At 69.5% G+C, this 15,394-nt stretch carries 3 protein-coding genes and 1 tRNA gene (1 of these 4 running past the window's edge); 3 read left to right on the top strand and 1 reads right to left on the bottom strand.

Translation table 11 applies throughout. From position 1 onward, the window contains the following. Nucleotides 1–486 precede the first annotated feature (486 nt). Together ACFXKA_RS18335 and ACFXKA_RS18330 are read left to right on the top strand one after the other, a co-directional pair. Nucleotides 487–798: a hypothetical protein gene (locus ACFXKA_RS18335; protein WP_379428139.1), complete on the top strand. Its 312-nt coding sequence runs from the start codon at nt 487–489 to the stop codon at nt 796–798. 477 nt (nt 799–1,275) lie between these two features. After that, entirely contained in the window at nt 1,276–1,710 is a 435-nt protein-coding gene (locus ACFXKA_RS18330; protein WP_379428138.1) for a Zn-ribbon domain-containing OB-fold protein, read from the top strand. Between the two features lie 81 nt (nt 1,711–1,791). Here the strand turns inward: ACFXKA_RS18330 and ACFXKA_RS18325 are convergent. Next, nucleotides 1,792–1,868: transfer RNA gene (locus ACFXKA_RS18325), tRNA-Pro, on the bottom strand. A 1,009-nt stretch (nt 1,869–2,877) separates the two neighbouring features. On the opposite strand from ACFXKA_RS18325, the gene ACFXKA_RS18320 reads away from it, so the two are divergent. Then, nucleotides 2,878–15,394: the 5' portion of a type I polyketide synthase gene (locus ACFXKA_RS18320; protein WP_379428159.1), read on the top strand. The gene runs 1,253 nt beyond the window's last position; 12,517 of the gene's 13,770 nt are visible here — the first part of the coding sequence; its start codon is at nt 2,878–2,880; the stop codon falls past the right edge of the window.

Below are 15,394 nucleotides of genomic sequence, written 5' to 3'. Positions count from 1 at the left end.
CGATGCCCTCTCCAGCGCCATCGGGGCCCGGGAGATCGCTGAGTAACGGCGATACGGAGCGCGGTTGGCCGCCGCACTCGGCATCGAACCAACTGCCGTAGCACTCGGCCAACTCGGTCCAATCCGCCCCGGGTCGAGACCTCGCTTCGATCGCGGGTCAGAGGGTGGAAGACGCCATCGCGGCACGCACGGCGGGAAAGCGTTTGAGCTGATCGACACGAGGTGCACCCGGAGCCCGTGCCCGTGCCACGCTCGGTGCGTGCCTCGCCTGCTTCGACACTGCCGTGGAAGTCTGGGCCGAGCGCACCGGCGCCGCGCACTCTCGAAGAGATTTACCTCCAAGCTCTTTCGGTCATCCGAACCTGAACGCCCGCAAGCAAAGCCGATGGGCGACGACGCACGGCGGCGCGTCCAGCCTCGTATGCTCCGGTGGTGCAATTGTTCGCGGTTGGTCCTGGTGCGTATGGGTTTCTCGCTTCGGGGCCGATGGCGGTCGGAGTGGTGGCGATGGGCCAGCAGGCCACCGGCGTTGTCGCGATCGGCCAGATCGCGACCGGCTTCATCGTGGTTGGGCAGGCGTCGACCGGAAGAATCCGTTGTGCGGCGTCGCTGATGATCCTGCTGATGGTGGATCGGCAGCGTCGGATCTCCCGGGCTATCCGGGTGGGAGTCTGGCCCTGGTCGAAGTGTTCGAGCGGCCTCACCTCGCGGGTCATGCAACAGCAGCTGGGCGTGGACTGCCCGCAGTCCAGCTGCTCGGTCGATCCGGGCAGCCGATCCACCATTGCCACAACATAATTCGCGACGATTCCGATCAGCACCGGTCGCTTCACCTTCAGCCCGCCGTCCAGGTACACCAGAATCAGCTCCGCTGCACCTCCGGTGGTCAACCGGGCCAAGGGCGGTCAGCGCCGTGTCGTCGCCCTCCGGAATATCGAGCAGCACGCGGGTCTGCTCGATGAGCGCCGCCGCCCTGCACCTCGTCCAGCAGTGCCTCGGCCAGGTCTGTGAGGTTCGTAGAAGAAGCGCGGCCGCAACTTCGCCTGCTCGCACACCCCGCGCACCGTGAGTGCGGCCAGCCCCTGCGTGCCGACGATGTCGAGGGCCGCGTCCAAGAGCCCCGTATGACGATTCGCTACTGACCTGTTGTTACGCCTGCGCCGACGAAGGCCCGCTCGGGAAAACAGGTATGCCCAGCCGTTCTACCCTCGTGGGAGTACCGCGGACAGACGATGCTGACACGAAATCCACCAGCACCATTCCGCGGAGGCTTTCATGTTCCCACCGAATGCCCAGCCCCCAGACGGTGTCAGCGACGACAGCGCCCGTTGTGTCGAAGACACGTTGACGATCCGGCGTTGTGCGGCCTGCAACAAGCTCTTCGCGCCGCTGACCCCCGCGTGTTCGGCCTGCGCGTCCGAGGATCTCGAGTGGGTGCCCTCGTCCGGTGCCGGTTCGATCGTGTCGTGGCACAACTTCGGGCGCAGCTGGCGCGCCGCACGTGGGGAGAACTACTCGTGGGTCACTCCGAGGACGTTCCGGCGCGGGGGCGGCACAGCGGTCGACAACGCCTACGGCGATCCCGAGCGGGCCGCGCGACAACTCGGCAACAACAAAGCGGTGGCGAAGGCTCACTACATCGACGAAACGGCACCGGACAACCGCGAGGTTCTCGAGCGGTGGGCGCGGGGAGAGCGGCCGAAAACGTGAGATTTCTGTGAGAAACGGCCGATTTTGGACGAGTTCGGTGACACAAAAAATCCCCTCCGACCCAGGTCGGAGGGGATTTCTTGGTCGGGCTGACAGGATTTGAACCTGCGACCACTTGACCCCCAGTCAAGTGCGCTACCAAGCTGCGCCACAGCCCGTTGCATTCGCTCTCGCTCGTGCTCGATGAGATTACCCCAGGACCCCCCTGAACATCCAAATCGGCTGGTACTCGGCGTGTGGCAGGGGGTAAAGCGGACGCACTTGGCTGGGGTCGAGTGCGTCGCGGGGTTGGGTCATCTGGCGCTCGGACTGCACGCAGCGCCTGGTCCCTCGTCCTGGATGGCCTCGGTGTTGGGCGGGCATACCGAGCCGAGGGTGATCCGAGGCTTCGGTGTGGCGCACGATCCCTCGCTGGCGAGGTGATCGGAAGCCCCGCGAGCGATGTCGGTTCCATGTGCCGGAGGGGTGCGGCGTGGGTACTCGACGTGTCGGCCGGGACCTGCGTGCCGGCGGCGGGAGTCATGGGACGGCAATAGTTTCGACATATGTTCGAAATCGTTTGTGCGACAGGGTAATAAAGTGCAAAAGGGTGCGGTTTTCATTGCCGCTCGCAGGGTCTGGGTGGGGTGGGTTGCCTCGGCTGTGCTGCCGGTGGTTTCGGGGGCAGTTGGACGATTGACAAGTCAAGATTGTTAGAACTACTGTTCAGTACGATGACCCCCGCCGCTCGAAAACCCCTGGTACACATGCCTCATTGGGTTGGCATGGCCACGTAGCGTGGCAGTCTTCAGCATCCGTTGCTGATCAATTGTTGCACTGAGCCTGGCGGCACAGCTGGGTCAGTTGACCTGGTCTGAAACATCTCCTCGGCCAGGGTCCCTGCGGAAGCACCCCATATCATGCGGGCTCTTCTCTAGGTCGCAGTCGCATCGAAATCCGTTGTGTCGAAAGAGGAATCATCTGTGTCGTCGGCATGCTGTCGACTGGATCCGGACGCTGAGCGCTCGGTGCGATGGTGTTTGGCCGCGGGTTGGCCAGGGTAGAAGAACGGAACTTGTTGGCCGCGGTCGTCTTCGACTGTCCGGCGGTGGATGAGGGCGCGAAGTGGGTGCGTGCCATGAGGAAGGATTTTCAGAGGTGACCGGATCGGCGTTTGCCGTCGCTATCGTGGGTATGTCTTGCAGGATGCCGGGGGCGGCCGATCTCGACAGTTTTTGGCAGTTGCTCACGGAGGGGCGCGCCGCGATCGGCGCGGCTCCCGAGAGCCGGGGGAGTATTACCGAGCGGGCCGGATTCGTCGGCCCCGCAGGGGAGTTCGACGCGGATTTCTTCGGGGTTTCGCCGAATGAGGCGCGGGCACTCGATCCGCAGCAGCTGCTGGCGCTGGAGCTGAGCTGGGAGGCGCTCGAGGACGCGGGCCTGGCCGCCACGGCGCGCGAGGCCCGGCGCTGCGGTGTGTTCCTCGGCTGCACCGGAAGCGATTTCGCCGAGATTCTGGCCTCGCGGGGCGGCCCGGGGGTCAGCCGCCACTCGCTGTGGGGTGTCGGGCGGGGCATTATCGCCAACCGCATCTCGAACTATTTCGGTTTCAGCGGCCCGAGCATCGTGGTCGACAGCGCCCAGGCATCATCGCTGGTCGCGGTGCATCTGGCCTGTGAGAGCCTGCGCAGCGGCGAGAGCGATGTGGCCCTGGCCGGCGGCCTGAACCTGATTCTGTCGCCGACGAGCGGTGAGCGGATCGAGCACTTCGGCGCGCAGTCGGCGCTCGGCGCCTGCTACACCTTCGATGCCCGGGCCGACGGGTTCGTGCGCGGCGAGGGCGGCGGCATGGTGCTGCTGAAGCCCCTCGCGCAGGCAATCGCCGACGGCGACCGGATTCACGGCGTCATCCGCGGCAGCGCGATCAACACCGGCAATGAACGCCGAGTGCTGAGCGCCCCGAGCCGGGATGCGCAGGCCGCGGCGATTCGCGATGCCCTGACCGCGGCGGGCGTCGAGGCGCCGTCGGTGCAGTACGTCGAATTGCACGGCACCGGCACACCCGCCGGTGATCCGGTGGAGGCCGCCGCGCTCGGCGAGACCTACGGTGCGGGCCGGGCGCAGGACGCCCCGCTGGCTGTCGGATCGGTCAAGACGAATATCGGGCATCTGGAAGGTGCTTCCGGTATCGCGGGCCTGATCAAGACGGTGCTCTGCCTGAGCCATCAGGAACTGGTGGCCAGCCTGAACTTCGAGACGCCGAATCCGCGAATTCCGCTCGCGGACCTGGGTTTACGCGTGGTGACGGGCACCGAGGACTGGCCCGTGACCGATGTGCGCAGGGCGGCCGTGTCGTCGTTCGGCATGGGTGGATCGAATGCCCACGTGATCGTGGAGGAGGCGCCCGCTGTCGCGTCCGCCGCATCAGCCGGCGAGGCCGGTGCGGTGCCGTGGGTGGTGTCGTCCCGCAGCGAGGCCGGTGTGCGTGCGCAGGCGGCCCGGCTGCGGGAGTGGCTGCTCCGCCATCCCGATTCGACCGCGGTCGACGTGGCGTACTCACTGCTGGCCACGCGCGCCCAAATGGCGTGGCGCGGAAGCGTTGTCGGGCGGGATCGCTCCGAGCTGATGGCCGGACTGGCGGCCCTGGCCGACCCGACCGCGCCCGCCGTGGCGATCGAGCCCGCCACCGGGCGGGCCGAGCAGCGCCGCATCGCGTTCGTCTTCCCCGGGCAGGGCAGCCAGTGGGAGGGGATGGCGCTGGGTCTGCTGGACGCGGGCGGCGCGTTCACGGAGTCGATCGCGGAATGTGAAGCGGCGCTTGCGCCGTATGTGGACTGGTCGCTGACCGCGGTGCTGCGTCGCGAGGCCGGCGCGCCCCCGCTGGATCGCGTGGACGTGGTCCAGCCGGTCCTGTTCGCGGTGATGGTCTCCCTGGCCCGGATGTGGCGAGCGGCCGGCGTGGAGCCGGACGTGGTGATCGGCCACTCCCAGGGCGAGATCGCCGCCGCGTATATCGCCGGCGGACTCTCGCTGCCCGACGCGGCGCGCGTGGTCGCGCTTCGCTCGCGCGCGGTCGCCGAGGAACTGGCCGGTCAGGGCGGTATGGCCTCGATCGGACTCGGCGCCGATGCGGTCCGGGAACGATTGTCGGCGTACGGGGATCGGCTGTCGCTCGCGGCCGTGAACGGTCCGGCGCAGACCGTGATCGCCGGCGATGTCGCCGCGATGGCGGACTTCCTCGCCGCCTGCGCCCGCGACGGCGTGTGGGCCCGCCCGATTCCGGTGGATTACGCCTCGCATTCGAAGGCGGTCGAGCGGCTGCGTGATCGCCTGCTCGCGGAACTGGCGCCCATCCGCCCGCAATCCGGGTCGGTGTCGTTCTTCTCCACGGTCTCCGCCGACCGGCTGGATACCGTGGAACTGGACGCCGAATACTGGTATCGATCCCTGCGGGAACCGGTCCGATTCGCCGATGCCGTCACGGCGCTGATCGCCGACGGTGTCAACGGATTCATCGAGTCGAGTCCGCATCCGGTGCTCACGATGGGCATCGGCGTGACCGCCGAGGCCGCCGGTGCGGCCGAGACCGTCGCCGTTGTCGGCTCGTTGCGGCGTGGTGAGGGCGGCCCGGACCGCTTCCTGGCATCGCTGGCACAGGCGCACTGCGCCGGCGTGCAGGTGGATACGCGTGCGCTGGTCTCCGGCGGAACGCGAATCGACTTGCCGCCGTACGCATTCCAGCGCCGCAACTTCTGGGCCGGTGCACCGGCCATGTCCGGCAGCACGACCGACATCATCGAGGTACCCGAGGACCGCACGCCCGAGGCCAGTGAGCAGGCGTGGGATGACAGCCCGCTGGCACGCACTTTGCAGGCGACCCCCGAATATCAGTGCGGCACAGTCGTTCTCGACCTGGTCCGTGAGCAGGCCGCCGCCATCCTCGGCCACGAGTCGGCCCGATCCATTCACCCCGATCTGCCCTTCACCGAGTTCGGCTTCGATTCCGTCAGCGGTGTGGAGTTGCAGAACCGCTTGACGCGCGCCACCGGTGTGCCCCTGCCGTCGTCGCTCATCTTCGACCACCCGACCGCGAATGCGGTGGCGGCGCTGCTGCGGGCCCGGGTCACCGGGACCGATCGGGGGGAGCGGCGGGTCTCGCGGCGTGCGAATACGGACGAACCGATCGCGATCGTCGGCATGGCCGCGCGTTTCCCCGGCGGTGTGCGTTCCGCCGAGGACCTGTGGGACCTGCTCGCGGCGGGCCGGGACGCGATCGGTGAATTCCCCGCCGATCGCGGCTGGGACCTGGACCGGCTGTTCGACCCCGACCCCGACAAGCCGGGCAAGGTCTACACCCGTCACGGTGGATTCCTCAGCAGCGCAGGCGATTTCGATCCCGGATTCTTCGGCATCAGCCCGCGCGAAGCCTTGGCGATGGACCCGCAGCAGCGGCTGTTGCTCGAAACCTCTTGGGAAGCACTCGAAGACGCGGGCATCGACCCGGTGTCGTTGCGGGGCAGCGACACCGGTGTCTTCGCCGGCGCGTGCTCGTCCGGATACGCCGGCCGGGTGACCGGCGACCTGGAGGGCTTCCGCCTGACCGGCACCTCGCACAGCGTCATCTCCGGCCGCGTCGCGTACGCGTTCGGCCTGGAGGGCCCGGCGGTGACGGTGGATACGGCGTGCTCGTCCTCGCTGGTGGCCTTGCATCTGGCCTGCCAGGCACTGCGCCAGGGCGACAGCTCGCTGGTGCTCGCCGGTGGCGTGACCGTCGCGGCCAGCCCGTACCTGTACGTGGACTTCGCGCGCCAGCGCGGCCTGTCGCCGGACGGCCGGTGCAAGGCGTTCTCGGCGGCCGCCGATGGTGTGGCGTGGTCGGAGGGCTCGGGTGTGCTCGTCCTCGAGCGACTCTCGGACGCACAGCGGCTCGGCCACCACGTCCTGGCCGTGGTTCGCGGTAGCGCCGTGAACCAGGACGGCGCGAGCAATGGCCTGACCGCGCCGAACGGTCCGTCGCAGCAGCGGGTGATCGCCCAGGCCCTCGCCAATGCGGGCATCACCGCGGTCGACGTGGACGCCGTGGAGGCGCACGGAACCGGCACGGCCCTGGGCGATCCGATCGAGGCCCAGGCGTTGATCGCGGCCTACGGCCAGGATCGCGACGAGCGGGAACCGCTGCGGATCGGCTCCTTGAAATCCAACATCGGCCACGCCGTGGCCGCCGCCGGTGTGGCCGGCGTGATCAAGATGGTGCAGGCGCTGCGGCACGAGCGCCTGCCCCGGACACTGCACGCCGAAACGCCGTCGCCGCACGTGGATTGGGCCGCGGGCGCGGTGCGCCTGCTGACCGACGCCGAACCGTGGACCGCGGGCGATCGGGTGCGCCGGGCGGGTGTGTCGTCGTTCGGGATCAGCGGCACCAACGCGCACGTGATCCTCGAGGAAGCGCCTGCCGCACCGATTGCCGCGGGCGACAGTCGGAAGGCGCAGCCAGGCAGCGCCGCACCGGTGGCGCCCGCCGAGAGTGCCAGTGCGGAGACGCGGCCGGACAGCGCGGCACCGCTCATCCCAGTGCTGGTGTCGGGTAAGGGCGAGGCGGGTCTGCGCGCGCAGGCCGCCCGACTGGCTGCCTGGCTGTCCGAGCACCCAGAGATCGACATCGCGGATGCGGCCCAGGCGCTGGCGAATTCGCGGGCGCAGCTGGACTCGCGCGGCGTGGTCCTCGGTCGCGATCGCGCGGAGTTGCGCGAGCAGCTGGCGAATCTTGCCGAATCGGGGACCGGCGCCGGTGTCGTCACGGGTGCCATCGGCACGGGGACGACGGCCTTCCTGTTCACGGGGCAGGGCGCACAGCGGATCGGCATGGGAGCTGGGCTGTACGGGGCATTCCCGGTGTTCGCCGACGCGCTGGACTCGGTGTGCGCCCAGTTCGATCCGATGCTGGAGTGCTCGCTCCGGGACGTCATGTTCAACGGTTCCGCCGGTGGCGCTACGGCCGTCCTGGATCGCACGGAGTTCACCCAGCCCGCCCTGTTCGCCTTCGAGGTGGCGCTGTACCGCCTGCTGGAGTCGTTCGGCGTCACCCCGGATGTGGTGATCGGTCATTCGATCGGCGAGATCGCGGCCGCGTACGTCGCGGGTCTGTGGTCGCTCGAGGACGCCTGCCGATTGGTGGCGGCGCGCGGCCGTCTCATGGGCGCGCTGCCCGAGGGCGGTGCGATGCTGGCCATCGGAGCGCCCGAATCCGAGGTGAACGAGGTCGTCGCCGGCTATCCGGGCCGCGTCTCGGTCGCCGCGGTGAATGCGCCGCAGGCCCTGGTGGTCTCGGGTGACGAGGACGCCGTCGCCGAGATCGAGGCCCGTTTCGCCGAGCGAGGCGCGAAGACGTCCCGGCTGCGGGTCAGCCACGCCTTCCACTCGCATCGAATGGAGCCGATTCTGGCCGAATTCGAGTCTGTCGCACAGGATTTGACCTACAACCCGCTCCGGCTCCCCGTGGTGTCGAACGTCTCCGGTCAGCTGGCCGGGGACGAGATCATGGAGCCCGCCTACTGGGTTCGCCAGGTGCGGGGCGCGGTCCGATTCGCGCCGGGTATCCAGACGCTGACCGCCTCGGGGGTGCGCCGATTCCTGGAGGTGGGCCCCGACGCGGTGCTGGCGGCGCTGACCCGGCAGACCCTTCCCGGGGACGTCGAGTCCGCTTCGGTGGTGGCCGCGGCCGCGCGCCGGGATCACGATGAGCCCCAACAGTTCTCGACGATGCTGGCACAAGCTCACACCGCCGGTGTGCGGGTGGACTGGACACCCCTGCTCGGTCGCCGGTCGACCCGGCGAATTCCCCTGCCCACCTATGCCTTCCAGCATCAGCGATTCTGGCTGCCGCCGCGTCGCGAAGCCACCGGCGACCCCCAGGCCCACCCCTTGCTCACCGGTGTGTTCCCGGTGGCCGGTAAGGACGAGTTCGTCTTCACCGGCCGGTTCTCGCTGCCCACCGACCCGTGGGTCGCCGACCACATGACCTACGGCACCGTGGTGCTGCCCAGCGCGACCCTGATCGAATTCCTGCTCGTCGCGGGCAGCCGAATCGATTGCGGCGTCGTCGAGGAGCTGACCCTGGAGGCTCCGATCCTCCCGTCGGAAACCGACGAGGTCGAACTCCAGGTATCGGTGCAGGAGCCGGACCCGACCGGCCGGCGCCAGTTCAGCTTCTACTTCCGCAAGGCCGGCCGCGCGGGCGAATGGGTGCGCAACGCCAGCGGTGTCCTCGCCCCCGCCTGGGACGGCGATGACGCCCTGCTGGACCAGCTGCGCGACGAGGCATGGCCGCCCGCCGACGCCGAAACCCTCGACACCGCATGGATTCCCGAGCGAATCGCGAAGGGATCCGGACTCGAATACGGCCCGGCATTCCTCGGCGTCGAGGCCGCCTGGCAGCGGGACGGGGCCGTCTTCTCCGAGATCACCCTGAACACCGCCGCCGCGCCCGAACCGGAGCGATTCGATCTGCATCCGGCCCTGCTCGACCTGGTGATGCATGCCGGGCTGGCCGGGCTCATCTGGCGCGATCAGGACAGCGACCCCGACACCGGCCGATTGCTGTTCCGCTGGGGCGGCGCGCGACTACATCAGCCGCTGGTCAAGGCGACGACGCTGCGGGTGATCGCCGTCGAGAGCGGCCCGGAGACCATCTCCGTTGCGACCGTGGACGATTCGGGGCGGCCCGTGGTCTCCGTCGATGCCGTCGTCATGCGGCCCTATGACGTGCAACAGATGCGCGGCACCCTCGCCGCGGATGACGCCGACCTCTACGACATCCAGTGGACGCCGACGGCGGCAACGACACCGGATCCCGCCGCGGGCCGGATGGCCGTGCTCGGTTCCGCCCCGGTCGCCGGACTCGACACCCACGCGCCGACCCCATCGGAACTCGCTGCAGCACAACCGATTCCAGATATCGTGACCTGGCTTCCGCAAGACTTCACCGCGGTCGGCGATCCCACGGCCGTCGGTGGCTATCTGGAATCGGTACTGGCGACGGTACAGTCCTGGCTCGCGGAACCACGTCTGGCCGACACCCGACTGGTCGTGGTGACCTCGAACGGCGCCGCGCTGGCCGGCGAGACACCGGATCTCGCCGCGGCAGCAGTCTGGGGTCTGATGCGCAGCGCCCAAACCGAATACCCGGGCCGATTCGTTCTCCTCGATACCGACCCGTCGGCCGACGCGCCCGCTGTCGACCGAGCGATGGTCGCCGCAGTGATCGCGACCGGCGAACCGCAGGTCGCGGTGCGCTCCGGAGCCTTGCTCGTGCCCCGGCTGGCGAGGACACGAGCCGGCCACGACGCCGAGCCCGGATCCTCGTTCGGCACCGGCACCGTCCTGATCACCGGCGGTACCGGTGGCCTCGGTGCACTGCTGGCTCGGCATCTGGTCACCACGCACGGCGTCCGCCATCTGATGCTGGTGTCCAGGCGCGGCGAAACCGCCGACGGCGCGACGGAATTGGTGCGCGAGCTGTCGGAAGCCGGTGCTGCCGTCCGGGTGGCGGCCTGCGATGTGGGCGATCGGCAGGCCATCGGCTCGCTGCTGGATTCCCTCGACGCCGATCATCCGCTGACCGCCGTGATCCACGCGGCGGGCGTCCTCGACGACGGCACCCTCGCGGGCCTGACCGCCGAGCAATTGCGGCGCGTGTTCACCGCGAAGGCCGCCGCCGCCTGGCACCTGCACGATCTCACCCGTGACCGGAACCTGTCCGCCTTCGTGCTGTTCTCGTCGGTCGCCGCAACGATCGGTTCGGCGGGACAGGGCAACTACGCGGCGGCCAACGCCTTCCTCGACGCCCTGGCGCACCGCCGCCGCGCCGAAGGGCTGTCGGCGATTTCCCTGGCCTGGGGGCCCTGGAACTCCACCGGTGGGATGACCGGTGGCTTGGACCGCAGTGCCCTCGCCCGCTGGGAGAGGCTCGGCCTGCACCCGCTCGCGCACGACGAAGGCCTGCGGCTGTTCGATGCGGCCACCGGCCGCGCCGCCGCCCACCTGGCGGCGATCCGGTTCGACCCGGCCGAACTGCGCCGCGAAGCGGGCACCGGTGCCGTGCCGTCGGTACTCCGCGGTTTCCTGCCCCGCCCCACGACACAGGCTGCGGCCCCGTCGAGTTCGCTGGGCGCGCGCCTGAGCCGGGTGCCCGAGGCCGACCGTGCCGAGGTGGTGCTCGACCTGGTCCGCGAGCACGCGGCAGCCGTGCTCGGACACGGTTCCGCCGAAGACATCAGTCCCACCGAACGATTCGACGCCCTGGGATTCGACTCGCTCGGCGGCGTCGAATTCCGCAACCGGCTGGCGAAGGCCACCGGTGTCCAACTGCCGTCCACCCTGGTCTTCGACCACCCCACCGCCGCGGCGGTCGCCACCCTGCTGCACAGCAAGATCGAGGGAACCGAATCCGGTTCCAAACCGGCCCGCGTCTCGCGCCGCGCACGCATGGACGAGCCCATCGCGATCGTCGGCATGAGCTGCCGATTCCCCGGCGGCGTCCGCACCCCCGAGCAGTTGTGGGATCTGGTCCGGTCCGGGACCGATGCCACCACGGAATTCCCGGACGATCGCGGCTGGGATCTCGAGCGCCTGATCGACCAGGACCCGGAAAAGCCCGGAACGGTCTACAGCCGCGGCGGCGGATTCCTCGACGACGCAGCCGATTTCGACGCCGGCTTCTTCGGAATCAGCCCGCGCGAGGCCCTGGCGATGGACCCGCAGCAGCGGCTGCTGCTGGAAGCCTCCTGGGAGGCTCTGGAGGAATCCGGCATCGACCCGATCACGTTGCGCGGCAGCGATACCGGCGTGTTCGCGGGCGCGTGCGCCTCGGGCTACGTCGACAATGTCACCGGCGACCTGGAGGGATTCCGGCTGACCGGCACCACCCACTCCGTCGTCTCCGGCCGCGTGGCCTACGTCTTCGGTCTGGAGGGACCGGCGGTCACCATCGATACCGCCTGCTCGTCCTCACTGGTCGCGCTGCACCTGGCGTGTCAGGCATTGCGTCAGGGCGAGACCTCGCTGGCATTGGCGGGTGGCGTCACGGTGGCCGCAACCCCTTATCTCTCCGTGGATTTCGCGCGGCAGCGCGGCTTGTCGCCGGACGGCCGCTGCAAGGCGTTCTCCGCCGCGGCCGACGGCGTGGCCTTCGCCGAGGGCGTGGGCGTCCTGGTCCTGGAGCGGCTGTCGGACGCGCGGCGACTGGGCCACGACATTCTGGCCGTCATTCGCGGCAGCGCGGTCAATCAGGATGGTGCCAGCAATGGCCTGACCGCACCGAACGGCCCGTCGCAGGAGCGAGTGATCGCGCAGGCCCTCGCCAATGCGGGGCTCGCACCCGCCGACGTGGATGCGGTGGAAGCGCACGGAACCGGCACCCCGCTGGGTGATCCGATCGAAGCCAACGCATTGATCGCCGCCTACGGTCAGGATCGCGGCGACCGCGAGCCGCTGCGCCTGGGATCGATCAAATCGAATATCGGTCACACCGTCGCGGCCGCCGGTGTCGGCGGCGTGATCAAGATGGTGCAGGCGCTACGACACGAGACCCTGCCCCCGACCCTGCACGCGGAAACTCCGTCCCCGCACGTGGATTGGTCGGCCGGGGCGGTGCGCCTGCTGACCCGCCCGGAACCCTGGCCCGCCGGGGGAACGGCCCGGCGGGCCGGTGTGTCGTCGTTCGGAGTCAGCGGCACCAATGCCCACCTGATCCTGGAGGAAGCGCCCACCGCACCGGTCGTCTCGTCACCCGCCGCCGACGGGCCGCGCACGGTGCTGCCGTGGCTGGTGTCGGCCAAGAGCGAGAATGCCCTGCGCGCGCAGGCGGCGAAACTGCACCGGTGGCTGACCGATCATCCCGACGCCGACGCGGCGGACGTGGCCTACTCGCTCGTCACCACACGTGCCCGGCACGAGTGGCGGGCAGCGGTCCTCGGCGGTGATCGCGACGAACTGGTGGCGCGGCTGGCGAAGCTGGCCGCCGGATCCGCCTCCGCCGGAGTGGTTTCCGGCACGGTGGGCTCCGGGAAGACCGCCTTCCTCTTCACCGGTCAGGGCGCGCAGCGGGTCGGCATGGGCGCGGGTCTCTCCGGCGCTTTCCCGGTGTTCGCCGCGGCCTTGGACGAGGTATGTGCCCGGTTCGATCCCTTGCTCGGATGCTCCCTGAAGCAAGTGATGTTCACCGGACATCTGATCGACGATCACGGAGTCGCTGCCGAGACCGGCGCCTTGGATCGGACCCGGCTGACCCAGCCCGCGCTGTTCGCCTTCGAAGTGGCGATGTACCGGCTCCTGGAGTCGTTCGGCCTCGCCCCGGACCTGGTGGTCGGGCACTCGATCGGCGAGCTGGCGGCAGCGTACGTCGCCGGTGTGTGGTCCCTGGACGACGCCTGCGAGCTGGTCGCGGCCCGCGGACGATTGATGGAGGCGCTGCCCGCGGGCGGTGCGATGCTCGCCGTCGCCGCGACCGAGACCGAAGTCGCTGCCATGATCGCCGGATTCGGTGACCGGGTATCGGTGGCCGCGGTGAATGCGCCTGCGGCCGTGGTGGTCTCGGGTGACGAGAACGCAGTCGACGAGATCGACCGTCGGTTCACCGCGCAGGGACGCAAGACGAACCGCTTGCGGGTGTCGCACGCGTTCCATTCGCCTCGGATGGAGCCGATGCTGGCCGAGTTCGAGACCCTCGCCGCGCGCGTAACGTTCAATGCACCGCGAATTCCGTTGGTGTCGAACGTCTCCGGCCGGATCGCGGGCGACGAGATCCTGGCTCCCGAGTACTGGGTGTCCCAGGTGCGCGCCGCGGTGCGTTACGCCGACGGTGTCGAGACGCTGACGGCGTCGGGCGTACGCCGGTTCCTCGAGATCGGTCCCGACGCGGTGCTGGCGGCGATGACCCGGCAGACGCTTCCCGCGGAGGCCGAGGCCCGATCGGTGGTCGCCGCGGCCGCCCGCCGGGACCACGACGAGGTCGAACAGTTCCTGACGATGCTCGCCCAGGCGCACAACGCCGGGGTGGCGGTCGACTGGAACCAGCTGTTCACCGCCCGTCCGATGGCGCGAATCGCCCTGCCCACCTATGCCTTCGACCACCGGCGGTACTGGCTCGAACCCGGTCGCGAGGAGCACCGCGGCGCGGCCTCGGAACACCCGCTGCTCACCGAGGTGGTGCGGGTGGCCGACCGGGACGAGTGGCTGTTCACGGGACGGCTGTCGCTGCGCGCCCAGCCCTGGATCGCCGACCACACCACCTACGGCGTGGTGCTTGTCCCGAGCGCCGCGCTCATGGAGATGCTGCTGGTCGCCGGTAGGCGGATCGGCTGCGACGCCGTGGAGGAGCTCACCCTCGAAGCGCCGATCCTGCCGCCGGCGGAGGGCGAGGTCGAACTCCAGGTCCTGGTGCGGGAACCGGACGCCGAGGGCCGCCGGTCGTTCACCTTCCACTACCGCCTGACCGGCGATGCCGCCGACGGCGAATGGACCCGCAATGCCAGCGGCGTCCTCAGCGCCCGGCAGTTGATCGACATCGGGCTGGTGGACATGGTGCGCGCCGCTTCCTGGCCGCCCGCCGATGCCGAACCGGTGGACCCCGAATGGATTCCGGCCCAGGTGGCGCGTGCCGCCGGACTGGAATGGGGACCCGCGTTCTTCGGTATCGAGGCCGCCTGGCGCAGCGGCGACACGGTCTTCTCCGAGGTCGCCCTGACCGAGGACACCCCGGCCGACCGGTTCCAGCTGCACCCGGCGCTGTTCGACATGGTGATGCATGCCGGACTCGCCTGCCTGATCTGGCCCGGCCACCAGGGCGACGCGTCCGAGGGCAAGCTGCTGTTCCGTTGGGGCGGAACGCAATTCCACACCGCGTCCACGGTGACGAGGCTGCGGGTGATGGCCATCCAGCGCAGCGGTGAGGCGATCTCCGTCGTGGCCGTCGATCAGGACGGCAACCCGGTCGTCAGCATCGACGAAGTACTCATGCGCTCCTACGACGTCCAGCAATTCCGGGCCGCGCTGCCCGGCGGCCGCGCGGCACGGTACGGGTTGCGCTGGGTGCCGGCGGAGGTGGACGCCGACGCCCCGGCCGGGAGCACGGCCGTGCTCGGGCCCGGGCACGTGGCCGGAATCGATGAGCAGTACCCGGATCTGGCGACACTCGCCTCGGCTCCGATCGTTCCGGGCGTCGTGGTGTGGTCCGAAGCCGCAGCGCTGCACGATGATTCGCAGCTATCCGTACGCGATCGGGTCGATACCGCCCGGCGTACGGTGCGGGACTGGTTGGCCGACGAGCGATTCGCGCGGTCGCAGCTGGTCGTGGTGACCGACCGGGCGGCTGCGCTGCCCGAAGAGATACCGGACACCGGTTCGGCCGCGGTGTGGGGGCTGATACGAAGCGCCCAGACCGAGTATCCGGGGCGGATCGTCCTGCTCGACGCCGAGGAATCCGCTGGTGTGCAGCACCTTTCGGCCGACTCGATCCGAGCCGTGATCGCGACCGGAGAACCGCAGGCCGCGATACGGGGCAATGGTGTCCTGGTGCCGCGACTACAGGCGCTGGCAGCCTCGGCGGCCGAGCGGGTGTCCTTCGGTTCCGGGACGGTGCTGATCACCGGCGGTACCGGGGGACTGGGTGCGCTGCTGGCCCGCCACCTGGTCGCCGAACACGGGGTGC

Origin of the sequence: Nocardia sp. NPDC059228, from assembly GCF_042754245.1 — a bacterium.
Classification (GTDB): domain Bacteria; phylum Actinomycetota; class Actinomycetes; order Mycobacteriales; family Mycobacteriaceae; genus Nocardia.
This window is presented reverse-complemented; position numbering and strand designations above follow the sequence as displayed.